This is a genomic window from Pseudomonas sp. VA159-2, from assembly GCF_024126635.1.
GTDB classification, from domain to species: Bacteria; Pseudomonadota; Gammaproteobacteria; order Pseudomonadales; family Pseudomonadaceae; genus Aquipseudomonas; species Aquipseudomonas muyukensis.
The window spans coordinates 1-24,041 of record NZ_JAMYBV010000041.1; the positions used below are offsets into that span (position 1 = coordinate 1).

At 64.7% G+C, this 24,041-nt stretch carries 18 protein-coding genes and 7 tRNA genes; 7 read left to right on the forward strand and 18 right to left on the reverse strand.

What is annotated here, in order from left to right:
• Positions 1–261 precede the first annotated feature (261 nt).
• From asd to leuC, 4 genes are all read right to left on the reverse strand, one after another.
• Entirely contained in the window at positions 262–1,374 is a 1,113-nt protein-coding gene (gene asd, locus NJG22_RS23290) for an aspartate-semialdehyde dehydrogenase (protein WP_253098189.1), read from the reverse strand.
• Positions 1,375–1,437: 63 nt separating this feature from the next.
• Positions 1,438–2,520, reverse strand: a complete 1,083-nt coding sequence (leuB, locus tag NJG22_RS23295; RefSeq protein WP_253098191.1) for a 3-isopropylmalate dehydrogenase — start codon at positions 2,518–2,520, stop codon at positions 1,438–1,440.
• Between the two features lie 115 nt (positions 2,521–2,635).
• Positions 2,636–3,277, reverse strand: a complete 642-nt coding sequence (gene leuD / locus NJG22_RS23300; protein WP_253098194.1) for a 3-isopropylmalate dehydratase small subunit — start codon at positions 3,275–3,277, stop codon at positions 2,636–2,638.
• Positions 3,274–4,707, reverse strand: a complete 1,434-nt coding sequence (gene leuC, locus NJG22_RS23305) for a 3-isopropylmalate dehydratase large subunit (protein WP_253098196.1) — start codon at positions 4,705–4,707, stop codon at positions 3,274–3,276. The genes leuD and leuC overlap by 4 nt, the downstream gene beginning before the upstream one ends.
• 131 nt (positions 4,708–4,838) lie before the next feature.
• Here leuC and NJG22_RS23310 point away from each other — a divergent pair, with 131 nt between their 5' ends.
• The gene (locus NJG22_RS23310; RefSeq protein ID WP_253098198.1) at positions 4,839–5,717 is read left to right on the forward strand and encodes a LysR family transcriptional regulator; all 879 of its coding nucleotides are present in this window, start codon (positions 4,839–4,841) and stop codon (positions 5,715–5,717) included.
• A gap of 50 nt (positions 5,718–5,767) precedes the next feature.
• Positions 5,768–9,064 carry an EAL domain-containing protein gene (locus NJG22_RS23315; RefSeq protein ID WP_253098200.1) on the forward strand — a complete coding sequence of 1,099 codons (3,297 nt, stop codon included), beginning with the start codon at positions 5,768–5,770 and terminating at the stop codon, positions 9,062–9,064.
• Positions 9,065–9,251: 187 nt separating this feature from the next.
• Here NJG22_RS23315 and NJG22_RS23320 read toward each other — a convergent pair whose 3' ends face one another.
• The 12 genes from NJG22_RS23320 to gltX form a co-directional block, all read right to left on the reverse strand.
• Entirely contained in the window at positions 9,252–9,695 is a 444-nt protein-coding gene (locus tag NJG22_RS23320; RefSeq protein WP_134693298.1) for an Hsp20 family protein, read from the reverse strand.
• Positions 9,696–9,861: 166 nt separating this feature from the next.
• Positions 9,862–10,833: a tRNA-dihydrouridine synthase gene (locus NJG22_RS23325; RefSeq protein WP_253098202.1), complete on the reverse strand. Its 972-nt coding sequence runs from the start codon at positions 10,831–10,833 to the stop codon at positions 9,862–9,864.
• A 52-nt stretch (positions 10,834–10,885) separates the two neighbouring features.
• Entirely contained in the window at positions 10,886–11,320 is a 435-nt protein-coding gene (locus NJG22_RS23330) for a thioesterase family protein (RefSeq protein ID WP_166884286.1), read from the reverse strand.
• A 45-nt stretch (positions 11,321–11,365) separates the two neighbouring features.
• Positions 11,366–12,199 (reverse strand): alpha/beta fold hydrolase, encoded by an 834-nt coding sequence (locus NJG22_RS23335; RefSeq protein ID WP_253098204.1) that lies wholly within the window; start codon positions 12,197–12,199, stop codon positions 11,366–11,368.
• Positions 12,200–12,226: 27 nt separating this feature from the next.
• Positions 12,227–12,766, reverse strand: a complete 540-nt coding sequence (locus NJG22_RS23340; RefSeq protein ID WP_253098207.1) for a TetR/AcrR family transcriptional regulator — start codon at positions 12,764–12,766, stop codon at positions 12,227–12,229.
• A 168-nt stretch (positions 12,767–12,934) separates the two neighbouring features.
• Positions 12,935–13,010, reverse strand: a tRNA-Glu gene (locus tag NJG22_RS23345).
• Positions 13,011–13,051: 41 nt separating this feature from the next.
• Positions 13,052–13,127 (reverse strand) — tRNA-Ala (locus NJG22_RS23350).
• A 66-nt stretch (positions 13,128–13,193) separates the two neighbouring features.
• A tRNA-Glu gene (locus tag NJG22_RS23355) sits at positions 13,194–13,269 on the reverse strand.
• A 42-nt stretch (positions 13,270–13,311) separates the two neighbouring features.
• Positions 13,312–13,387, reverse strand: a tRNA-Ala gene (locus NJG22_RS23360).
• A gap of 51 nt (positions 13,388–13,438) precedes the next feature.
• Positions 13,439–13,514, reverse strand: a tRNA-Glu gene (locus NJG22_RS23365).
• Between the two features lie 72 nt (positions 13,515–13,586).
• Positions 13,587–13,662, reverse strand: a tRNA-Ala gene (locus NJG22_RS23370).
• Positions 13,663–13,985: 323 nt separating this feature from the next.
• Positions 13,986–15,467: a glutamate--tRNA ligase gene (gene gltX, locus NJG22_RS23375; RefSeq protein ID WP_253098209.1), complete on the reverse strand. Its 1,482-nt coding sequence runs from the start codon at positions 15,465–15,467 to the stop codon at positions 13,986–13,988.
• 144 nt (positions 15,468–15,611) lie between these two features.
• Here gltX and NJG22_RS23380 point away from each other — a divergent pair, with 144 nt between their 5' ends.
• The gene (locus NJG22_RS23380; protein WP_253098211.1) at positions 15,612–16,661 is read left to right on the forward strand and encodes an HlyD family secretion protein; all 1,050 of its coding nucleotides are present in this window, start codon (positions 15,612–15,614) and stop codon (positions 16,659–16,661) included.
• 49 nt (positions 16,662–16,710) lie between these two features.
• Positions 16,711–18,201 carry an MDR family MFS transporter gene (locus NJG22_RS23385; RefSeq protein WP_253098219.1) on the forward strand — a complete coding sequence of 497 codons (1,491 nt, stop codon included), beginning with the start codon at positions 16,711–16,713 and terminating at the stop codon, positions 18,199–18,201.
• 150 nt (positions 18,202–18,351) lie between these two features.
• Here NJG22_RS23385 and uvrB read toward each other — a convergent pair whose 3' ends face one another.
• On the reverse strand, positions 18,352–20,367 hold the full coding sequence (gene uvrB, locus NJG22_RS23390; RefSeq protein ID WP_253098213.1) for an excinuclease ABC subunit UvrB: 2,016 nt from the start codon (positions 20,365–20,367) through the stop codon (positions 18,352–18,354).
• Between the two features lie 288 nt (positions 20,368–20,655).
• On the opposite strand from uvrB, the gene NJG22_RS23395 reads away from it, so the two are divergent.
• The 3 genes from NJG22_RS23395 to NJG22_RS23405 all read left to right on the forward strand — a co-directional run bounded on the left by NJG22_RS23395 (position 20,656) and on the right by NJG22_RS23405 (position 23,362).
• The gene (locus NJG22_RS23395; protein WP_217853592.1) at positions 20,656–21,852 is read left to right on the forward strand and encodes an amino acid aminotransferase; all 1,197 of its coding nucleotides are present in this window, start codon (positions 20,656–20,658) and stop codon (positions 21,850–21,852) included.
• Between the two features lie 61 nt (positions 21,853–21,913).
• Positions 21,914–21,989 (forward strand) — tRNA-Asn (locus tag NJG22_RS23400).
• 128 nt (positions 21,990–22,117) lie between these two features.
• Complete coding sequence (locus NJG22_RS23405) at positions 22,118–23,362, forward strand: nucleoside deaminase (protein ID WP_253098215.1); 1,245 nt, start codon at positions 22,118–22,120, stop codon at positions 23,360–23,362.
• Positions 23,363–23,375: 13 nt separating this feature from the next.
• Here NJG22_RS23405 and NJG22_RS23410 read toward each other — a convergent pair whose 3' ends face one another.
• Entirely contained in the window at positions 23,376–23,789 is a 414-nt protein-coding gene (locus NJG22_RS23410) for a cupin domain-containing protein (protein WP_253098217.1), read from the reverse strand.
• Between the last annotated feature and the right edge of the window lie 252 nt (positions 23,790–24,041).

The window sequence follows — 24,041 nt, forward strand, 5'->3', positions numbered from 1 at the left end:
TTTCAACCGATCGGGTCATCAAGGCCGCTAAAACCAAAAGACCTTGAAAGGGATGGCCGTAAGGGCGGAAAGGTGACTATGCGTCGACATCGCAAATGAATGTGAATAAAAACATTAAAACAAACAACGAACAACCAACAACCAACAACCAACAACCAACAACCAACAACCAACAACCAACAACGAATCTGACACCCATAAAAGAACCCGCATCACTCTCGCAATACGGGTTATTCAAAATCCCAACTCAAACCACCCAGATCACCGCTCCAGCAAAATCCGCAGCATGCGCCGCAGCGGCTCGGCAGCGCCCCACAGCAGCTGGTCGCCAACGGTGAAGGCACCGAGATACTGCGACCCCATGTTCAGCTTGCGCAACCGCCCGACCGGCACGTTCAGGGTACCGGTCACCTTGGTCGGGCTCAGCTCCTGCATGCTGATATCACGCTGGTTCGGCACCAACTTCACCCAAGGGTTGTGCTGGCTGATCATGCCTTCGATATCCGCCAGCGGCACATCCTTGTTCAGCTTGATGGTCAGCGCCTGGCTGTGGCAACGCATGGCGCCGATGCGCACGCAGATGCCATCCACCGGCACTGGGTTCTTGAAGCGACCGAGGATCTTGTTGGTCTCGGCCTGGGCCTTCCACTCTTCGCGGCTCTGCCCGTTCGGCAGTTCCTTGTCGATCCACGGAATCAGGCTGCCGGCCAGCGGCACGCCGAAGTTTTCGGTCGGGAACCCTTCGCCACGCATGGCCTCGGCAACCTTGCGGTCGATGTCGAGGATGGCGCTGGCCGGATTGGCCAGGTCATCGGCGACAGCGGCATTGATACCGCCCATCTGGCGGATCAGCTCACGCATGTTCTGCGCGCCGGCACCGGAGGCCGCCTGGTAGGTCATCGCGCTCATCCACTCGACCAGGCCGGCTTCGAACAGGCCGCCCAGGCCCATCAGCATCAGGCTGACGGTGCAGTTGCCACCGATGTAGTTCTTGGTCCCCGCATCCAACTGCTGGTCGATGACCTTGCGGTTGACCGGATCGAGGATGATCACCGCGTCATCCTGCATGCGCAGGGACGAAGCGGCGTCGATCCAGTAGCCCTGCCAGCCGGCCTCGCGCAGCTTGGGGAACACTTCGTTGGTGTAGTCGCCGCCCTGGCAGGTCAGGATCACGTCGAGGGTCTTGAGCTCGTCGATGCTGTAGGCGTCCTTGAGCGGGCCAGTATCCTTGCCCACGTTCGGGCCTTGGCCACCGACGTTGGAGGTGGTGAAGAACACCGGCTCGATCAGGTCGAAGTCCTGCTCTTCGAGCATCCGCTGCATGAGCACGGAACCGACCATTCCACGCCAACCGATCAGACCTACACGTTTCATCGCAACTACACCTTTGCTAAAAGTGGGCCGCCACCGGGAGTTTTTGGTAGCGGGCCAGAGAGATTACAGATTCCGCAGCGCTGCGACTACTGCGTCGCCCATTTCCTGCGTACCCACCTTGCGGCAACCCTCGGAGAAGATATCGCCGGTGCGCAGGCCCTGGTCCAGCACGCGGCTCACGGCCTGCTCGATCGCCTCGGCGGCGGTCGTCTGGCTGAAGCTGTAGCGCAGCATCATCGACACCGAGAGAATGGTCGCCAGCGGGTTGGCGATACCTTGCCCGGCGATGTCCGGCGCCGAACCGTGGCACGGCTCGTACATGCCCTTGTTGTTGGCATCCAGCGACGCCGACGGCAGCATGCCGATGGAACCGGTGAGCATGGAAGCCTCATCCGACAGAATGTCGCCGAACATGTTGTCGGTGACCATCACGTCGAACTGCTTGGGCGCGCGCACCAGCTGCATGGCGGCGTTGTCCACGTACATGTGGCTCAGCTCGACGTCCGGGTAGTCCTTGGCCACGTCCTCGACCACTTCGCGCCACAACTGGCTGGAAGCCAGCACGTTGGCCTTGTCCACCGAGCACAACTTCTTGTCGCGCACGCGGGCCATGTCGAAACCGACACGGGCGATGCGGCGCACTTCGCTCTCGCTGTACGGCAGGGTGTCATAGGCCTGGCGTTCGCCGCCTTGCAGCTCGCGCTGGCCGCGTGGCGCGCCGAAGTAGATGCCGCCGGTCAGCTCGCGGACGATGAGGATATCCAGGCCGGAGACGATCTCGGGCTTGAGCGACGAGGCGTCGGCCAACTGCGGATAGAGGATGGCCGGGCGCAGGTTGGCGAACAGGCCCAGTTGCGAGCGGATCTTCAGCAAGCCGCGCTCAGGGCGGATGTCACGCTCGATCTTGTCCCACTTCGGCCCGCCCACCGCGCCGAGCAGCACCGCGTCGGCCTGGCGCGCGCGTTCCAGGGTCTCGTCGGCCAGCGGCACGCCGTGCTTGTCGATGGCCGCGCCACCGATCACGTCATGGGCCAGGGTGAAGCCAAGCTGGAACTTGTCGTTGGCCAGCTCCAGCACCTTGACCGCCTCGGCCATGATTTCCGGACCGATGCCATCACCTGGGAGAATCAGAATCTGCTTGCTCATGCGTTCCTCTATCCAATCAAGCGGCGCGCCTCGCGGGCGCGCCGGAAAAACTCAGTGTCCAATGGGCCTCATCGCGGGGCAAGCCCGCTCCCACGCGTCGTGCCGAGGCCGTCGATCAATCGCGGAACAACCAGGGCTGGCTGGCGCGGTGCTTGCCCTCGAACGCCTTGATCGCCTCGCTGTCCTGCAAGGTCAGGCCGATATCGTCCAGGCCATTGAGCAGGCAATGCTTGCGGAAGGCGTCGATCTCGAACTTCAGTACCTTGCCGTCCGGGCGGGTCACCGCCTGGGCCTCGAGGTCGATGGTCAACTGGTAACCCGGGTTGGCCTCGACCTGCTTGAACAGCGCGTCGACTTCAGCGGCGTCGAGGATGATCGGCAACAGGCCGTTCTTGAAGCTGTTGTTGAAGAAGATGTCGGCGAAGCTTGGCGCAATCACGCTACGGAAGCCGTATTCGTCCAGCGCCCAGGGCGCATGCTCGCGGCTCGAGCCGCAACCGAAGTTCTCCCGCGCCAGCAACACGCTGGCGCCCTGGTAGCGTGCGTGGTTGAGCACGAATTCCTGGTTCAGCGGGCGCTTGCTGTTGTCCTGGTAGGGCTGGCCCACGTCCAGGTAGCGCCATTCGTCGAACAGGTTGGGGCCGAAGCCGGTGCGCTTGATCGACTTGAGGAACTGCTTGGGGATGATCTGGTCGGTGTCGACGTTGGCGCGATCCAACGGCGCGACCAAGCCGGTGTGCTGGGTAAAGGCTTTCATGCTGCGCTCCCTTGGATCAACTCGCGGACGTCGATGAAGTGGCCGGTCACCGCGGCGGCGGCAGCCATGGCCGGGCTGACCAGGTGGGTACGCCCGCCAGCGCCCTGGCGGCCCTCGAAGTTGCGGTTGGAGGTAGACGCGCAGTGCTCGCCGCTCTCCAGGCGGTCCGGGTTCATCGCCAGGCACATCGAGCAGCCTGGTTCACGCCATTCGAAGCCCGCCGCAAGGAAGATCTTGTCCAACCCCTCGCGCTCGGCCTGGGCCTTGACCAGGCCCGAGCCCGGCACCACGATGGCTTGCTTGACACTGGCGGCAACCTTGCGCCCCTTGGCGATCTCGGCGGCGGCACGCAGGTCTTCGATACGCGAGTTGGTGCACGAACCGATGAACACGCGGTCGAGCTTGATGTCGGTGATCGCCTGGTTGGCGCTCAGGCCCATGTACTTCAACGCCCGCTCGATCGAGCCACGCTTGATCAGGTCGGCCTCGGCAGCCGGGTCCGGCACACGCTGGTCCACCGCCAGCACCATCTCGGGCGAGGTGCCCCAGCTGACTTGCGGCTTGATCTGCGTGGCATCCAGCTCGACCACGGTGTCGAACACCGCATCAGCATCCGACACCAGGTCCTTCCAGGCCTCTACCGCACGCGCCCACTGCTCGCCCTTGGGCGCGTAGGGACGCCCTTCGACATAAGCGATAGTGGTCGCATCGGTGGCCACCAGGCCGACGCGGGCCCCGGCTTCGATCGACATGTTGCAGATGGTCATGCGGCCTTCCATCGACAGCTCGCGAATGGCACTGCCGGCAAACTCCATGGCGTGGCCGTTGCCACCGGCGGTGCCGATCTTGCCGATCACGGCGAGGACGATGTCCTTGGCGGTGACGCCCTCGGGCAACTGGCCTTCGACGCGCACCAGCATGTTCTTCATCTTCTTGGCCACCAGGCACTGGGTGGCGAGCACGTGCTCGACCTCGGAGGTGCCGATGCCATGGGCCAGGGCGCCGAACGCGCCGTGGGTGGAGGTGTGCGAGTCGCCGCAGACCACGGTCATGCCCGGCAAGGTGGCACCCTGCTCCGGGCTGATGACATGGACGATGCCCTGGCGCTCGTCATTCATCTTGAATTCGACGATGCCATATTCGTCACAGTTCTCGTCGAGGGTCTGCACCTGCAGGCGCGACACCTGGTCGGCGATGGCCTCGATGCCGCCCTTGCGCTCTGGCGTGGTCGGCACGTTGTGGTCGGGGGTGGCGATGTTGGCATCGATGCGCCAAGGCTTGCGCCCGGCCAGGCGCAGGCCTTCGAACGCCTGGGGCGAGGTCACTTCGTGGATGATGTGGCGATCGATGTAGATCAAGGAAGAGCCGTCATCGCGGCGCTTGACCTCATGAGCTTCCCAGAGTTTGTCGTAGAGCGTTTTGCCAGCCATCAGACTGTTCCTCATCAGCGTCTTTCTATGCCAAAGACCCCTTGGCTTGTACGGACGATGCTATGGCGATAGATTGAATAACTCAAATTCATAATTTTCATGCTTTGCATAACCATCAGGAATTCAAATAGATGGACCTGGCCAACCTCAGCGCCTTCATCGCCATCGCCGAAACCGGCAGTTTCTCTGGCGCCGGCGAACGCCTGCATCTGACCCAGCCGGCCATCAGCAAGCGCATCGCCGGGCTCGAACAGCAACTGGACGTGCGCCTGTTCGACCGCCTCGGCCGCGAGGTGACCCTGACCGAGGCCGGCCGTGCCCTGCTGCCCCGCGCCTACCAGATCCTCAATGTGCTCGATGATACGCGCCGCGCATTGACCAACCTCAGCGGGGCGGTGAGCGGTCGCCTGACCCTGGCCACCAGCCACCATATCGGCCTGCATCGCCTGCCGCCGCTGCTGCGCGCCTTTACCCGCCAGTACCCGGCGGTGGCGCTGGACATCGAGTTCCTCGATTCCGAGGCGGCCTACGACGAAGTGCTGCATGGCCGCGCCGAGATTGCCGTGATCACCCTGGCGCCCGAGCCACACCACCTGGTGCGCGCCGTGCCGGTGTGGGCCGACGCCCTGGATTTCGTCGCCTCGCCGGAACACCCGCTGGCCCGCAACGGCACCGTGAGCCTGGCCGATGTGGCCCGCCACCCGGCGGTGTTCCCCGGCGGCAACACCTTCACCCACCATATCGTCCAGCGCTTGTTCGAAAGCCAGGGCCTGGCGCCGAACATCGCCATGAGCACCAACTACCTGGAAACCATCAAGATGATGGTGTCCATCGGCCTGGCCTGGAGCGTGCTGCCGCGCACCATGCTCGACGAGCAGGTGGCGCCCATCGCCCTGCCGGGCATACAGCTGTCGCGCCAGCTAGGCTACATTCTGCACACGGAGCGTACGCTGTCGAACGCGGCCAGGGCCTTCATGGCGCTGCTCGACAGCCACGCAGGGTCCGCCTGACCGGTCGTCAGCGCTACAGGGAAGCTTCATTTGCCAAAGGTCTGGTATCGATGCCCAAATCAGCAAACCGCTTTGCGCGCCTGCCCCGCATTCCGGCGGCCGACCCCCAGGAATCGGAGCAGGCCTGGCAGAACGCGCCACAATTGCTCGCCGCGCTCAACGGCGCGCGCCTGGGCGCCTGGCTGTGGGACATCGACAGCGGTCGGGTCAGCTGGTCGCGCGGCACCCAGGCGCTGTTCGGTTTCGACCCGCAACGCCCGCTGCCCAACGACATCGACTACCTCGACCTGCTGCCCGAGGAAGACCGCGCCCGCACCCGCCAGGCGTTCCAGGCGGTGGTCAACGGCGAACCGATCGAGCAGGCCATGCGCCATCGCATCCAGTGGCCCGACGGCAGCATGCACTGGCTGGAGATCAACGGCAGCCTGACCCACGACGCCAACGGCCGGCCGCAGATGATCGGGGTGATCCGCGAGATCACCCGCCAGCGCGAGCGGGAAACCGCGCTGATCAACTCGGAGAAGCGCTTCGCCACGCTGTTTCACCTGAGCCCCAACGCCATCCTCCTGACCCGCCGCCACGACGGCCTGATCATCGAGGTCAACCAGCACTTCGAGCATATGTTCGGCTGGCCGGGGGCCCAGGTGGTCGGCAAGACCAGCCTGGAGCTGGGCCTATGGGTCAACCCCGAGCAACGTCACCAGGTGCTGGACGCCACCCGCGCCGGCAGCGGCCCGCTGACCCTGGAGGTGCAGTTCCGCGCCACCAGCGGCAAGGTTCACGACGGCATCCTCTGCACCCAGGGCATCGAGATGGAGGGGGTCACCTACCTGATCAGCACCTTCGTCGACACCAGCGAGAGCAAGCGCGCCGAACAGGCGCTCAAGGACAGCCAGGAGCGCCTCGACCTGGCCCTGGACTCTGCCCAGCTGGGCACCTGGGACTGGCACATCCCCAGCGGCATGCTCTACGGCTCGGCTCGCGCCGCCCAGCTGCACGGCCTGGACCCGGTGCCGTTCCACGAGTCGTTCGAGGCATTCTTCGAAGGCGTGCCCGAGCAGGAGCGCAACGCCATGCGCCAGGCTTACCGCAGCCTGCGCGAAGGGCCCGCCGGCAACTACCAGATCACCTACCAGGTGCAACTGGACAACGGCGCCTCACGCTATATCGAAAGCCGCGCGCGGCTGTACCGCGACGACCAGGGCAACCCGCTGCGCATGGCCGGCACCTTGCTCGATATCACCGAGCAGGTCGAGCGCGAGCAACGCCTGAGCGCCTCGGAAGAGAAGTTCGCCAGCCTGTTCCAGGTCAGCCCCGACCCGATCTGCGTGACCCGCCAGGACACCGGCCAGTTCATCGAGATCAATCCGGCCTTCAGCCAGACCTTCGGCTGGAACGCCGCCCAAGTGCTCGGCCACACCGCCGAGGAGCTAGGCCTGTGGGCCGAGTCGGCCGAACGCGCGCAGCGCATCGAACGGGTGATCCGCGACCAGGCCCTGAGCAACGTCGCGGTGGGGGTCAACCATCGCAACGGCACGCCCCTGACCTGCGTGATCTCCAGCCGCCTGATCAGCGTCGATGGCCAGCCCTGCAGCGTCACCACCCTGCGCGACATCACCCAGCAACAGCGCGCCGAGGCCGCGCTGAAGGCCAGCGAGGAAAAGTTCGCCAAGGCCTTCCACTCCAGCCCCGACGCCATCACCATTACCGAGCGCCAGAGCGGGCGCTACCTGGAGGTCAACGACGGGTTCAGCCGCCTGACCGGCTACAGCGCCGCCGAGGTGGTCGGGCGCACGGTATACGAGATCGGCATCTGGGCCGACGAGAAGCAACGCGGCGCCCTGCTCAACGAGCTGCGCGAACGTGGCCGCGTGCACCACCGGGAAATGCTCGGGCGCAACAAGCGCGGCGACATTCTTACCGTGGAAGTCTCGGTGGAGCCGATCAGCCTCAACGAAACCGACTGCCTGCTGCTCACCGCCCGCGATGTCAGCCTGCTGAAGAACGCCCAGGCGCAGATCCGCCACCTGGCCTACCATGACCCGTTGACCAACCTGCCCAATCGCGCCCTGCTGATGGACCGCCTGAGCCAGCAGATCGCCCTGCTCAAGCGCCACAACCTGCGCGGCGCGTTGTTGTTCCTCGACCTCGACCACTTCAAGCACATCAACGACTCGCTGGGCCACCCGGTGGGCGACACGGTGCTGAAGATCATCACCGCGCGCCTGGAGGCCAGCGTACGCCTGGAGGACACCGTGGCGCGCCTGGGCGGCGACGAGTTCGTGGTGCTGCTCAGCGGCCTGGAAGGCAGCCGCGAGCTGGTCGAGGGCAAGGTCCGCGAGCTGGCCGACACCCTGCGCGAGCTGCTGGCCGAGCCCATGTCGCTGGACGGCCAGCGCCTGCAGGTGACGCCGAGTATCGGCGTGGCGCTGATCCCCGACCACGGCGCCACCCCGGCCGACCTGCTCAAGCGCGCCGACATCGCCCTGTACCGGGCCAAGGACTCCGGGCGCAACACTACCCAGCTGTTCCACACCACCATGCAAAAGGCCGCCAGCGAGCGCCTGCGCATGGAGAGCGACCTGCGCCTGGCCCTGGCCCGGGGCGAACTGGCGCTGCACTTCCAACCCCAGGTCGACGCCCGCGACAACCGCATCGTCGGCGCCGAGGTGCTGCTGCGCTGGCACCATCCGCAACTGGGCCAGCAACCGCCGGCGCAGTTTATCCAGGTGCTCGAGGAAAGCGGCCTGATCCTCGAAGTTGGCAGCTGGATCCTCGACGAAGCTTGCGACGCCTGCGCGCGCATGCTGGCCGACGGCTTGATCGACGCCGACGATTTCAGCCTGTGCGTCAACATCAGCCCACGGCAATTTCGCCAGAACGACTTCGTCGAGCGGGTGCTGCGCAGCCTGGACGACTACCGCCTGCCCCGGCACATTCTCAAGCTGGAGATCACCGAGGGCATCGTCATCCAGAACCTCGAAGACACCATCAGCAAGATGCGCGAGCTCAAGCGCTACGGCGTGAGCTTCGCTATGGACGATTTCGGCACCGGTTATTCGTCGCTGACCTACCTCAAGCGCCTGCCGGTAGACACGCTGAAGATCGACCAGACCTTCGTGCGCGACGCCCCGGTGGACCCCAACGACGCCGAGATCGTCCGCGCCATCGTCGCCATGGCCCGCAGCCTGGAACTGACGGTGATCGCCGAGGGGGTCGAGCTGAGCGAGCAACTGGAGTTCCTCGAGCGGCTGGGCTGCCACCTGTACCAAGGCTACCTGCATAGCCGGCCATTGCCGCTGCCGGAGTTCCGCCAGATGCTGATGGAAACACCGGCGGACTACTGAAAACACGCGATCCCTGTAGGAGCGGCCTTGTGTCGCGAAAGGGCCGCATGGCGGCCCCGGCGATATCAGCTTGATGCACGAATCCGGGGGGCGCTTCGCGTCCCTTTCGCGACACAAGGCCGCTCCTACAGGGGCCTGCAAAGCAGAAAGGGCACCCGCAGGTGCCCTTTCTTTCATCGTGCCAAACTCAGTTCAGCGCAGGCTTTTCGCCATTGATCGGGATACGCTTGGCCTTGGCCTCTTCCGGTACCACGCGCAGCAGCTCGATGCTGAGCAGGCCGTTGGCCAGGCCCGCACCCTTGACCTCGATGTGGTCGGCCAGGCGGAACGACAGCTTGAAGGCGCGCTGGGCAATGCCCTGGTGCAGGAAGGTGACGCCTTCGCTGCTGTTGTCGCGCTTGCCACCGATCACGGTGAGGACACCTTTTTCAACCTGCAGGTCGAGGTCCTGCTCCTGGAAGCCGGCGGCTGCAACCACGATGCGGTATTGATCGTCGCCATGCTTTTCCACGTTGTAGGGCGGGTAGCTGCTACCGGCCTCGTTACGTGCGGCGGCTTCGAACAGGTCGTTGAAACGGTCGAAACCCACAGAGTTGCGGAAAAGAGGTGCGAGAGAGAAAGCGGTAGTCATGGTCATGAACTCCTGAGATTCAGCAAGTAAAGTCATTACGCGACCCGACTTCGGCATCGCGTACTCAAGAGATATGTCCGGGCAAAAAGCTTTCAAGGGCTGGCCTGAAAAATTTTTCGACTGGGTATGGCATCGTGGGAGCGGGCTTGCCCGCGATAACGTCGGCTCAGGCGACACAAGCCTCGACGGCCTGCATCTGAACCCCCAGCAACCCACTGATCCGCTGGCAGTCATCCTCCCGACGCAGCTCGGCAAACAACGCCACCGCCTGCGGATAACCCCGGGTCAGCATCGCCAGCCACTGCTTCATCCGCCCCGGCGCGTAGCGCGGCGATAGCTTGTCCTGGGCCTGACGCCAGAACTCGCGCAGCAGCGGCAGCAGCTCTTCCCAGCTCATCGGCTGGTATTCGACGCCATCGCGGGCCGCGGCGATCTGCAGGGCCAGGTCCGGGCGCGACACCAGCCCACGCCCCAGCATGATGTCCTGCGCCCCGCTGACCTCACGGCAGCGCCGCCAGTCGTCGACGGTCCAGATCTCGCCATTGGCGAACACCGGCACCTTGACCACATCCTGCACCCGCGCCACCCACTCCCAATGGGCCGGCGGCTTGTAACCCTCGACCTTGGTGCGCGCATGCACCACCAGATGCGCCGAGCCGCCCTCGACCAAGGCTCGGGCACAATCGAGCGCGCCATCGGGGCTGTCGTAGCCCAGGCGCATCTTGGCCGTGACTGGGATATGCGCCGGCACCGCCCTGCGCACCTCAGCCACGATCGCATGCAGCAACTCGGGCTCCTTGAGCAGCACCGCCCCGCCCCGCGACTTGTTGACGGTCTTGGCCGGGCAGCCGAAGTTCAGGTCGATCACCGGCGCGCCCAGCTCGCAGGCCAGGGCCGCATTCTCGGCCAGGCACACCGGGTCGGAACCCAGCAGCTGCACGCGCATCGGCACGCCTGCCGCCGTTCGCGCGCCCTGGCGCAGCTCCGGGGCCAGCTTGTCGAACGACGACGCCGGCAGCAGGCGGTCGCAGACGCGAATGAACTCGGTGACGCACCAATCGATGCCGCCCACCCGGGTCAGGACGTCGCGCAGGATGTTGTCGACCAGCCCCTCCATGGGGGCCAGGGCAATTTGCATGTCAGGGTCTCGCCGCGAAAAAGGCGGCAGTCTAGCAAAAATCCGCCGCCGTTCAGCTGCCGATCAGCGCCGGGCCATAACCGTCGAGGAACTCCGCCGGCATGCGCCGTGGCTTGCCGCTGGACAGTTCGATGCAGGCAAAGGTGGTCTGCGCGCGCAGCAAAGTCACGCCGTCGCTCGGGCGCTTGAGCTGGAAACGCCGGGTCATGCGCAGGCGCTGATCCCAGTCGATGATCCAGGTGGCCAGCTGCAACTCGTCGTCCTCGTAGGCGGCGGCGAGGTAGTCGATTTCATGGCGGACCACCGCCATGGCCCGGTCCAGGCGCCGGTATTCGGCCAGGTCCAGGCCCAGGCGCTGGGAATGGCGCCAGGCGCAGCGCTCCAGCCAGGTGACGTAGACGGCGTTGTTGGCGTGGCCAAGGCCGTCGATGTCTTCGCTGCCGACACGAAGGTCGATGATGAATGGTGCTGCCAGATCCCAGCTCATGCCCGCTCCCGCGATTTCAGTGACCGGGCAGAGTGTAACGGATGCTCAGGCGCTTTGCCGTGCGCGCTGGGTGCTGCGCGCCAGCAGCTCCAGCACGGCCTGGCCCAGGCGCGGGTCGGCCAGCACCCGCAGGTGGCCGCCCGCCTCGAGCAGCAGCAGGCGGCTGTCGAACCAGGCCTTGTGGATCAGTGGGGCTTCGCTGGCCAGGACCAGCTTGTCGTCCTCGGCGTGCACCACCAGCCCAGGGATGTCCAACTGGTAGCCACTGACATCGAGGCGGCTGATCTGCACCCCGACATCGCGTTCCACCTGGCGAATGAACGCCGCCCGCGCGCGCGCCGGCAGGCCAAGCCGCTGGGCGAAACCGCGCAACACCCCAAGCAGTTGCGCCGGCGCGGCGATACTGACCGCGGCATCGGTGCGCAGCCCCCATTGCAGGGCCAGCAGCAGGCTGGCGCCGCCCATGGAGTGGCCGATCACCGCGCGCAACGGCGGCAATTCGGCCGCCGCTTCCAGCAGGGCGCGGGCGAACAGCACCACATTGGCCTTCTCACCCGGCGAACGGCCGTGCCCCGGCCCTTCCAGCGACACCACGGTGTGACCGCTGTCGACCAGGGTTTCGATCAACGCGGCAAACTGGGTCGGCCGCCCTTCCCAACCATGCAGCAACAGCACGGTCGGGCCCTGGCCCCAGCGCAATGCCGACAGGCCGAAGCGCAGGGTGATGCGCTCGGCCTTGGCCAGCAGCGGCAGCTCCCACGGCTTGGGCGGCAGGCTGCGCGGGCTCATGAAGGCGCGGCGCATCCTGCCGGCGACATGTTCGGGGGCCAGGTGGCCGAGGGTGCCGTTGACACCGCGAATCCAGCTGAGGGTCGTCATCGCCTTGCTCCAGGGGGTCGGGGGGGGTCAGATCACTGCCGATTTGGCAGCACGCAGGATCCGGTCGGACAGCTCGCCAGGCCCCAGGGCACGAGCCAAAGACAAGCCACCGATCATCAGGGCCAAGTCGGCGAGCGCCTTGTCGATGTCCTCCGGACGGTCGACCATTTGCGCGGTCATCAGCTCGATATGCTCGCCCAGTACCTCACGAAAAGCGTCCGGCAGGCGCTGCATCTCGCCCAGGGCGCTGGGGATGGGGCAGGCCTGCACTTCAGCGTCACGGTGCTTGCGCGACAGGTAGAACGCCGCAGCCAGTGCCCGTCGCTCGGTACCCAGCAGCTTCGGGTCGAGCTGGGCCAGCAAGGCCCGGCGCTCATCGAGCAATTGGCGGAACGCCTCGAGCATCAGCTCGTCCTTGCTCTGGAAGTGAGCGTAGAAGCCCCCCACGGTCAACCCGGCAGCGCCCATCACCTGGCTGACGCTGGGCTCGGCGGGCCCCTGCTGGATCAACGCGCCGCGGGCAGCCTCGAGGATGCGTTCGCGGGTTTGGCTCTTCTTGTCGCTCATGGCTCACCTAAAATATGATGATCAACATATTATGCTCATAATATTTATTGGCAAGCAGAATTTTCGGCCAGGGTTCGCCGCGGCAGTTTTTCGGGAAGGCGGAAAAACAAAAGGCCCATTCAATAATCGAATGAGCCTTATAAGTCCCGCAAAACGCGGGTAAAAAATTGGCGTCCCCTAGGGGACTCGAACCCCTGTTACCGCCGTGAAAGGGCGGTGTCCTAGGCCACTAGACGAAGGGGACTTAACCTTCATGCCGTTACGTTTTCACGCAACGTGGCGAATTGGTGGAGCTAAGCGGGATCGAACCGCTGACCTCCTGCATGCCATGCAGGCGCTCTCCCAGCTGAGCTATAGCCCCGAGTAAAACAAAAGGCTCATCCATCTGATGATGAGCCTTTCAACTCCCGCAAAACGCGGGTAAAAGTGGCGTCCCCTAGGGGACTCGAACCCCTGTTACCGCCGTGAAAGGGCGGTGTCCTAGGCCACTAGACGAAGGGGACGTAACCTTCGTGCCGACCCGCTTTCGCGGATCGCGGCAAAATTGGTGGAGCTAAGCGGGATCGAACCGCTGACCTCCTGCATGCCATGCAGGCGCTCTCCCAGCTGAGCTATAGCCCCGGATTTCTAGCCTCTCGGCCCAGCGACAATACAGCATCGCTTGTGCAAAACTGGCGTCCCCTAGGGGACTCGAACCCCTGTTACCGCCGTGAAAGGGCGGTGTCCTAGGCCACTAGACGAAGGGGACGAACCTTCTTACCTTCAAGACCCGTTTGCTGGAACCGGTCTTGCCTGACGGCCTTGGCCATCAAGCGGAATTTGGTGGAGCTAAGCGGGATCGAACCGCTGACCTCCTGCATGCCATGCAGGCGCTCTCCCAGCTGAGCTATAGCCCCACAATGTCGCTTTGAACCGAAGCGCTGGCTGGGTGCCTGGCATTTCGTTTTCGTTCATCGCTGTGGACGGGGCGCATATTAAGATCGGATTGCGGGGCTGTCAAACGAATTTTTGAAATTATTCAAAATTTTTTTCACAGATAACAATCACTTACCGCCCTGCCCCGATGTACTTCGCAACCTCGCCCCCTGTAGGAGCGGCCTTGTGTCGCGAAAGGACCGCAAAGCGGTCCCTCGTTTTCAGCATCAGTGCATCGATCGCCGGGGCCGCTACGCGGCCCTTTCGCGACGCAAGGCCGCTCCTACAGTACAGCGCAAGGCTATCAGGCGATGTTCGCCAGCAGCTTTTCCCACTCCTTGTTTTCTTTCTTCGACACGCCGCCGAGCAAGTCCAGGGCCTGGCGCAGGCGATAGCGAGTCAGGTCGGGGCCGAGGATTTCCATGGCGTCGAGCACCGACACCGAGCTGGCCTGGCCAGTAATGGCGGCGAACATCAGCGGCATGGCGTCACGCAGCTTGAGCTCCAGCGCCTCGACCACGGCCTGGATGCACCCGGTGATGCGCTCCTTTTCCCACTGGCGCAGGCTTTCCAGCTTCCACAGGATCAACTGCATCACCTGGCGAACCTGGTCGGCGGACAGCTTCTTGCTTTCGAACAGCTTGGCGTCGAGCTTGAGCGCGCCTTCGAAGAAGAAGCCGCCCAGCGGGGCGATCTGGCTGAAGGTTTCGACCCGGCCCTGCACGTGCGGGGCGATCTGCATCATGTAGTCGCTGTTGAACGCCCACTTCTGCACCCGCGCGGCGAACTCCTGCACCGGCAGCTCACGCAGCCACTGGCCGTTGAGCCACGACAGCTTCTCGATGTCGAAGATCGGGCCACCCAGGGAGATGCGCGACAGGTCGAAGTGCTCGACCATTTCGGCCAGGGAGAACTTCTCGCGCTCGTCAGGCATCGACCAGCCCATGCGCCCGAGGTAGTTGAGCATCGCCTCGGGCATGAAGCCCATGCGCTCGTAGAAGGTCACCGAGGTCGGGTTCTTGCGCTTGGACAGCTTGGACTTGTCCGGGTTGCGCAGCAGCGGCATGTAGCACAGCTTGGGCTGCTCCCAACCGAAGTACTCGTACAGTTTGATCAGCTTCGGCGCCGACGGCAGCCATTCCTCGCCGCGCAGGACGTGGGTGATGCCCATCAGGTGGTCGTCGACCACGTTGGCCAGGAAGTACGTCGGCAGGCCGTCGTTCTTCATCAGCACCTGCATGTCCATGCGGTCCCACGGGATCTCGACGTCGCCACGGAGCATGTCCGGCACCACGCAGATGCCTTCGCTCGGCACCTTCATGCGGATCACGTGCGGCTCGCCGGCAGCCAGGCGGCGCTGCACTTCCTCGGCGCTCAGCAACAGGGCGCGGCCGTCGTAGCGCGGGGTCTCGCCGCGGGCCATCTGCTCGGCGCGCATCTGCTCCAGCTCTTCGGCGGTGCAGAAGCAATAGAAGGCGTGGCCGGCATCGACCAGTTGCTTGGCGTACTGGGCGTAGATCTCGCCACGCTCGCTCTGCCGGTAGGGGCCGTGCGGGCCGCCGACATCCGGGCCTTCGTTCCATTCGATGCCCAGCCAGCGCAGGGCGTCGAAGATCTGCTGCTCCGACTCGCGGGTCGAGCGCAACTGGTCGGTGTCTTCGATCCGCAGGATGAACTCACCGCCGTGCTGCTTGGCGAAGCAGTAGTTGAACAGGGCGATGTAGGCGGTGCCGACATGGGGGTCGCCGGTGGGCGATGGCGCGATACGCGTGCGAACGGTGGTCATGGTGAGTCTCGAACGAAGATTCAAACAAAGGCCGAATGTTAGCAGGGAGCAGGTACCGGGCTCCAGCAATGGCGCTATCGTCACTTGTGAGCCTGCCGGGTACCGCTGTTAAATTTGCTTACACTTTTGCAATCCTGGTCTCCCATGCCCGCCCAACTCAAACGCCGCCTGCTGATCTTCATCACCCTGGTGCTGCTGGTCGCCCTCGCCTTCCTGGGCCACTGGTACTTCAAGGGGCGCTTCTACGAGAGCACCGACAACGCCTACGTCCAGGGCGAGATCACCCGCATCTCCAGCCAACTGGGCGCGCGCATCGACCAGGTGCCGGTGGAGGACAACCAGCATGTGCGCCAGGGCGACCTGCTGGTGCACCTGGAGACGGCGGACTTCGAACTGGCCGTGGCCCGCGCCCGCGCCGCCCTGGCCACCCGTGAAGCGCAGCTGGCACAGGCGCAGAGCCGCCTGACCCAACAGGGCAGCCTGATCGCCGCCGGCCAGGCCCAGGTGGCGGCCAACCAGGCCACCCTCGACCGCTCGCAGCTCGACCTCAACCGCGCCCAGGCCCTGCGCAAGCCCGGCTTCGTCTCCGAGGAACGGGTCACCACCCTGGCGGCCGAAAGCCACGTCGCCCGTTCGCAGGTGGACAAGGCCCAGGCCGACCTCAAGGGCCAGCGCCAGCAGGTCGATGCGCTGAGCGCCGAGCTCAAGCGCCTCGACGCACAAATTGCCAACGCCCGCGCCGACCTGGCCCAGGCCGAGCTCAACCTCACCCGCTGCGCCATCCATGCGCCGATCAGCGGCACCATCGGCCAGCGCAGCGCACGCAATGGCCAGGTGGTGCAGGCCGGCGCCTACCTGCTGTCGATCGTCCCGGACGAGGACATCTGGGTGCAGGCCAACTTCAAGGAAACCCAGATCGGCAGGATGCACCCCGGCCAACGCGCCGAACTGCTGTTCGACAGCTACCCCGACACGCCCATCGAAGCCCGCGTCGACAGCCTGTTCGCCGCCTCCGGCGCGCAGTTCAGCCTGCTGCCGCCCGACAACGCCACCGGCAACTTCACCAAGGTGGTGCAACGCATCCCGGTCAAGCTGACCTTCGCCGCCGACAACCCGCTGCATGGCCGCATCCGCCCGGGCATGTCGGTCACGGCCACGGTCGACCTGCGTGACGGCAACGCGGATGGCCGGTGACCCACTGCTGCGCCCCACGGCCGAGCCGAGCCGGCGCGACTGGATCGCGGTGATGAGCGTGATGCTGGGGGCCTTCATGGCGGTACTGGACATCCAGATCACCAACTCGTCGCTCAAGGACATCCAGGGCGCGCTGTCGGCGACCCTGGAGGAAGGCTCATGGATCTCCACGTCCTACCTGGTGGCGGAGATCATCATGATCCCCCTCACCGCCTGGCTGGTGCAGCTGCTCTCGGCACGGCGTTTGGCGGTGTGGGTATCGCTGGGTTTCCTGGCCTCATCGCTGCTGTGCTCGATGGCCTGGAACCTGGAAAGCATGATCCTGTTCCGTGCGATGCAGGGCTTCACCGGCGGCGCGCTGATCCCGCTGGCCTTCACCCTGACCCTGATCAAGCTGCCCGAACACCACCGCGCCAAGGGCATGGCCATGTTCGCCATGACCGCCACCTTCGCCCCTTCGATCGGCCCGACCCTGGGCGGCTGGCTGACCGAGAACTGGGGCTGGGAATACATCTTCTACATCAACATCCCGCCGGGGCTGGTGATGATCGCCGGCCTGCTCTACGGCCTGGAAAAGAAGGCCGCGCACTGGGAGCTGCTGAAAAGCACCGACTACGCCGGCATCGTCAGCCTCGGCCTGGGCCTGGGTTGCCTGCAGGTGTTTCTCGAGGAAGGCCATCGCAAGGACTGGCTGGAATCGAGCCTGATCGTCGGCCTTGGCACGGTCGCCCTGCTCAGCCTGATCCTGTTCGTGATCCTGCAGTTCTCCCGCGCCCATCCGCTGATCAACCTGCGCATCCTCGGCAACCGCAACTTCGGCCTGTCGAGCATCGCCAGCCTGGGCATGGGCGTGGGGTTGTACGGCTCGATCTACCTGCTGCCGCTGTACCTGGCGCAGATCCAGGGCTACAACGCCCTGCAGATCGGCGAGGTGATCATGTGGATGGGTATTCCGCAGTTGTTCCTGATTCCGCTGGTGCCGCAATTGATGAAGGTGATCTCGCCCAAGGTGCTCTGCGCCCTGGGCTTTTGCCTGTTCGGCGTGGCCAGCTTCAGCTCCGGGGTGCTCAACCCCGACTTCGCCGGGCCGCAGTTCAACCAGATCCAGGTGATCCGCGCCATCGGCCAGCCAATGATCATGGTCACCATTTCGCTGATCGCCACGGCGTATATCCAGCCACAGGATGCAGGGTCGGCCTCGAGCCTGTTCAACATCTTGCGCAACCTCGGCGGCGCCATCGGCATCGCCCTGCTGGCAACGCTGCTGGATGCGCGCACCAAGGTGTATTTCGACTACCTGCGCGAGGCGTTGGTACCGAGCAACCCGCGGGTGGCCGAGCGTCTGGGGCAACTGGCCGAGCGCCTGGGCAGCGACAACGCCGCGCTGGGCAAGCTGAGCGAAATCACCCACCAACAGGCGTTGATCATGGCCTACAACGACGCCTTCCATTTTGTCGGGATTGGACTGGCGGTGAGCATGCTGGCGGTGTTGCTGACGCGCAAGTTGCCGCAGGGGTTGAAAACGGGCGAAGCGCACTGATCGAGTTACACCTGACCTGTAGGAGCGGCCTTGTGTCGCGGAAGGGCCGCAAAGCGGCCCCGGCAAGTTCTGCCTTGACGCTGAGATCCTGGGGCTGCTGCGCTGCCCTTTCGCGACACAAGGCCGCTCCTACAAGGATTGCATAGGGCTTTAGCTAGCCAGCAAGCGCTCACGCAACTTGCCGATCTCGTCGCGCAGCTGCGCCGCTGCCTCGAACTCCAGGTCGCGGGCGAACTGGAACATTTTCTCTTCCAGCTGCTTGATACGCTTGGTGATCTCGGCCGGGCTCTGCAGCTCGGCCTCGTAACGCCCGGCCTCCTCCGCGGCCTTGGCCATGCCCTTGCGCTTCTTGCTGCGCGCCCCTGGCACGGTGGCGCCTTCCATGATGTCGGTGATGTCCTTGACCACCCCCCTGGGCACGATGCCGTTGGCCTGGTTGAAGGCCAACTGTTTCTCGCGGCGCCGCTCGGTCTCGTCGATGGCGCGCTGCATCGAGCCGGTCATGTTGTCGGCGTAGAGGATCGCCTTGCCGTTGAGGTTGCGCGCGGCGCGGCCGATGGTCTGGATCAGCGAACGCTCGGAGCGCAGGAAGCCCTCCTTGTCGGCATCGAGGATCGCCACCAGCGACACCTCGGGCATGTCCAGGCCCTCGCGCAGCAGGTTGATGCCCACCAGCACGTCGAAAGTGCCCAGGCGCAGGTCGCGAATGATCTCGACCCGCTCGACGGTGTCGATGTCCGAGTGCAGGTAGCGTACCCGCACATCGTGATCGGCCAGGTAGTCGGTAAGGTCCTCGGCCATGCGCTTGGTCAGGGTGGTGGCCAGTACCCGCTCGCCCTGGGCGACGCGCTTGCCGATCTCCGACAGCAGGTCGTCGACCTGGGTCAGCGCCGGACGCACCTCGACCTGCGGGTCGACCAGACCGGTCGGGCGCACCACCTGCTCGACCACGCGCCCGGCATGCTCGGCCTCGTAGGGCCCCGGGGTGGCGGAAACGAAGATGGTCTGCGGGCTCACCGCTTCCCACTCGTCGAAACGCATCGGCCGGTTGTCCAGCGCCGATGGCAGGCGGAAGCCGTACTTCACCAGGGTTTCCTTGCGCGAGCGGTCGCCCTTGTACATGGCGCCGACCTGCGGAACGCTGACGTGGGACTCGTCGATGACCAGCAGGGCGTCGGCCGGCAGGTAGTCGTAGAGGGTGGGCGGCGGCGCCCCGGCCGGACGCCCGGAGAGGTAGCGCGAGTAGTTCTCGATGCCGTTGCAGTAGCCCAGCTCGAGGATCATCTCCAGGTCGAAACGGGTGCGTTGCTCCAGGCGCTGGGCCTCGACCAGCTTGTTGTGCGTGTTCAGGTACTCGAGCCGGTCCTTGAGCTCTTCCTTGATGCCCTCCACCGCGTCGAGCAGGGTCTCGCGCGGGGTCACGTAGTGGCTCTTGGGGTAGAAGGTGAAACGCGGCAACTTGCGGATCACCTCGCCAGTCAACGGATCGAAGGCGGCGATGTTCTCCACCTCGTCGTCGAACAGCTCGATGCGAATGGCCTCGAGGTCGGATTCGGCCGGGAAGATATCGATCACGTCGCCCCGCACCCGGAACGTGGCGCGGGCGAAGTCCATCTCGTTGCGGGTGTACTGCAGGTCTGCCAGGCGTCGCAGCAGGGCGCGCTGGTCGAGCTTGTCGCCGCGGTCGACGTGCAGGACCATCTTCAGGTAGGTCTCGGGGCTGCCCAGGCCGTAGATGCACGAAACGGTGGTGACGATGATCGCGTCGCGCCGTTCCAGCAGCGCCTTGGTCGCCGACAGGCGCATCTGTTCGATATGGTCGTTGATCGAGGCGTCCTTCTCGATGAAGGTGTCCGACGACGGCACATAGGCTTCGGGCTGGTAGTAGTCGTAGTACGAAACGAAGTACTCCACCGCGTTGTTCGGGAAGAATGCCTTGAACTCGCCGTACAACTGGGCCGCCAGGGTCTTGTTCGGCGCCAGCACCATGGTCGGGCGCTGCACCTGCTGGATCACGTTGGCGATGCTGAAGGTCTTGCCCGAGCCGGTCACCCCGAGCAGGGTCTGGTGCGAAAGGCCGGCGTCGATGCCCTCGACCATCAGGCGGATGGCCTCGGGCTGGTCGCCGGCCGGCTGGAATCGGGTGACGAGCTGGAACTCGGACATGACGGACCTCGTGGATGTCGCGGCAACTGTAAATTTAGCCAGTAGTCTATACCCAAATGCGCGCCTCGGGCGTGGCTTTCAGGGCCCAGTTGTCAACGCGCATTGCAATGGACCGGGCAATTCGACCAATGGTCGAAAAATATTTGCGCAAACCGCTGGAAAAGCAGCGCCAGACTGTCGCGGTGACCGGTCGGTATCACTATACTGACTCCCCGTTTGCGCACCGCTTCAGTGCCTTCGGCTGGAGCGTGGCCCCCCTATCACTCTCCTATCAGAGCCAAGGTAACAATGAGCCTGTTTTCCGCTGTCGAGCTGGCACCCCGCGACCCCATCCTGGGCCTCAACGAAGCATTCAACGCCGATACCCGCACCGACAAGGTGAACCTGGGCGTGGGCGTTTACTGCAATGAGGAAGGCCGTATCCCGCTGCTGCGCGCGGTGATCGAAGCCGAGACCGCGCGTGCCGCCCAGCACGCCTCCCGCGGCTACCTGCCGATCGACGGCATCGCCCAGTACGACCAGGCCGTGCAAAAGCTGATCTTCGGTGCCGAGTCGCCGCTGCTGGCCGCCGGCCGCGTGGTCACCGTGCAAGCCGTTGGCGGCACCGGCGCGCTGAAGATCGGCGCCGACTTCCTCAAGCGCCTGCAGCCGGGCGCCGTGGTCGCCATCAGCGACCCGAGCTGGGAAAACCACCGCGCCCTGTTCGAGAGCGCCGGTTTCCCGGTGCAGACCTACCGCTACTACGATGCCGCCAGCAATGGCGTCAACCGCGCCGGCATGCTCGAGGACCTGAACACCCTGCCCGCCGGCTCGATCATCGTCCTGCACGCCTGCTGCCACAACCCGACCGGCGTCGACCTGACCCTGGACGACTGGAAGAACGTGCTGGAAGTGGTCAAGGCCAAGGGCCACGTGCCGTTCCTCGACATGGCCTACCAGGGCTTCGGCGACGGCATCGACGAAGACGCCTTCGCCGTGCGCCTGTTCGCCGAGTCGGGCCTGGAGTTCTTCGTTTCCAGCTCGTTCTCCAAGTCGTTCTCGCTGTATGGCGAGCGCGTCGGCGCGCTGTCGATCGTCACCGCCTCGAAGGACGAGAGCACCCGCGTGCTGTCGCAGGTCAAGCGGGTGATCCGCACCACCTACTCCAACCCGCCGACCCACGGCGCCAGCATCGTCGCCGCCGTGCTCAACAGCGCCGAACTGCGCCAGATGTGGGAAACCGAGCTCGCCGAGATGCGCACCCGCATCCATGGCATGCGCAAGCAGATGGTCCAGTTGCTGGCCGAGTACGGCGCCAACCGCGACTTCAGCTTCGTCGGCCGCCAGGTCGGCATGTTCTCCTACTCGGGCCTGACCGTTGACCAGGTCGCACGCCTGAAGAACGAGTTCGGCATCTATGCGCTGGACACCGGTCGCATCGCGGTCGCCGCGCTGAACCAGAGCAACATCCACGTGGTCACCAAGGCCATCGTCGAGGTGCTGTAACTGCTTGATTGTCCGAGGGAAGCTTGACTTCCCTCGGGCCATGGGTAAGATACGCGCAGATTCCGCGATAGCTCAGTCGGTAGAGCAAATGACTGTTAATCATTGGGTCCCTGGTTCGAGTCCAGGTCGCGGAGCCAAACATTGAAAAAACCTCCAGATGCGCAAGCACTGGAGGTTTTTTCTTTTCCGGCCTGGCGCTTGTGTTCCGACTGCCCTGGACTATCGTCTGCCTGCGCACCTCGCGCAGCAACGACAGGGAGTCAACATGGACACCGTTCGCAACGCCCAGCAAGCCGTGGAAACCGTCGCCGACCAAGCCATTCTCGCCGCGCAGCAAAAGACCTTCGCGGTAGGCGGCTGCATCATCGAGAATGCCACCGGCAAGGTGCTGAAGGCCATGCACAACAATGTGCTGATGCCCTACCCCAACAGTACCGCGCAACCCCCATTCCTGCCCCATGACCCGACGGCCCACGGCGAGCGCCAGCTGGTGCAGTGGTACTACGACAACCGTCAGGCCCTGAACCTGCCAGAGCCCAGCGCGCTGACCGTGGTCACCACCCTGGACCCTTGCGCGATGTGCGCAGGCTCCCTGCTCACCGCCGGCTTCAACGTGGCGGTCAGCGCCATCGACACCTATGCCGGGGTCAACTACAACAGCCAGTTCGACTTCCCGACCCTGCCGCCGCAGGTACGCCAGAAAGCCCAGCAGACCTGGGGCTACTACGCGGTAGGCGAGCCTGTCGATCGGCAGTATCAGGGCTCGACGGGCCCTGTCTTCGCGAAGCAAAGCGTCGACGCGCGGGTGTTCAGCCTGACCGGGTCGATTTTCGATGCCAGCGTCAATACGGTGCGCGAGGCGAGCAACAACAGCGGCCTGGCGCCTGACCAACTGAAGAACCCAGCCTCGCTGCCGGCCGGCAGCGCGGTGCGCAAGGCACTGAGCGAACTCAGCCCATGGGCGTTGACGGTCAAGTTCGACAACCCGCGCATGCCGGGCGCGGCCCTGGCCAAGCCGCTGACCCAAACCGCTCATCATGCCGACACGATGAACGCCGTGGCCTTGCTGGATCCGTTCGGCAACCTGCTGGCCTGCCTGGGCGGCCAGGAGAAGCAGTCGCCCATCCGCACGGCGTTCATGGAAACCACGCGCCGCTATGCCTTGATGCGCTGGCAGCTGATGAACAGCAACGACCCGCAGGTGCGTGCCGAGGCGCAGCAGTACCTCACTCATCCCAAGTACGGCACGTTCGTCTTCCTGTACATCCCCGACCCGCGCACCAGCGAGGCGGTGATGACCTTCGGGGCGTATGGCTCGACCATGGAGGGGCCTGTGCCGCAGTCGTTCCCATCCAACCTGCAATACGTGCTGCGCCATCCGGGTGTGACGGTGCAGGCTGTGGCAGAGCTGGCGCAGAACCTGCCGCCTTTCTACACCCAGAGCGTGCAGGTGGCGCCCTGCCAGGTGCTCGACAACGCGCTGATCCAGGCGGCGCAGAGCGCGCTGTAACCGTCCGGAGGGGTCAAGGGGACAGGGGCTCGGTCACTGGCCGCCCCTGGTCCACCAGGCTCCATACCAGCAGTTTGGCCGGCTGGGTCGTGCTGGCGTTGCGCGAGACGCTGTGCACGGTGCCTGGCGCCTCGTACCAGAACTCGCCGGCCTTGTAGGTTTTCTCGGCTTCGTCGTTGAGCTTCGAGGTGACGGCCCCTTCCAGCACGTAGGCCATGACCGCGCCCGGGTGCTGATGCGCCGGGGAGGCCTGGCCGGGGCCATAGCTGACGGTGAGCATCACGGCTTTCTTGCCGGGGGCATTGCTGGGGGTTTGTTCCTGCAGGATCTTCACTTGGTCAGGCTTGTCGCCATGGGCCCAGGCGGGCGACAGCGGGGCAAGCAGGCCTAGGGTCAGCAGGGCAATGGGCAGGCGGAGGGTTCGCATCGGGTTTCTCCTGAGTGGCATCTACTTTCAGGTTAAGCCCGGGGTTGGCGAGGGCAAATGGCCAATTAGCGAAAAAACCGGGAGGCCGATGTTGTTGCTGTTGCTGTTGCTGTTGCTGTTGCTGTTGCTGTTGCTGTTGCTGTTGCCGAACGAGAGGCTAGCGCCCTAGCCCACGAGCGACAGCTGCGCCAGTGCAGGCGCCGCCCGTAACTTCGCGACTTCAGGAGGCCGAACGCAGGCCTTGCGTAGGGA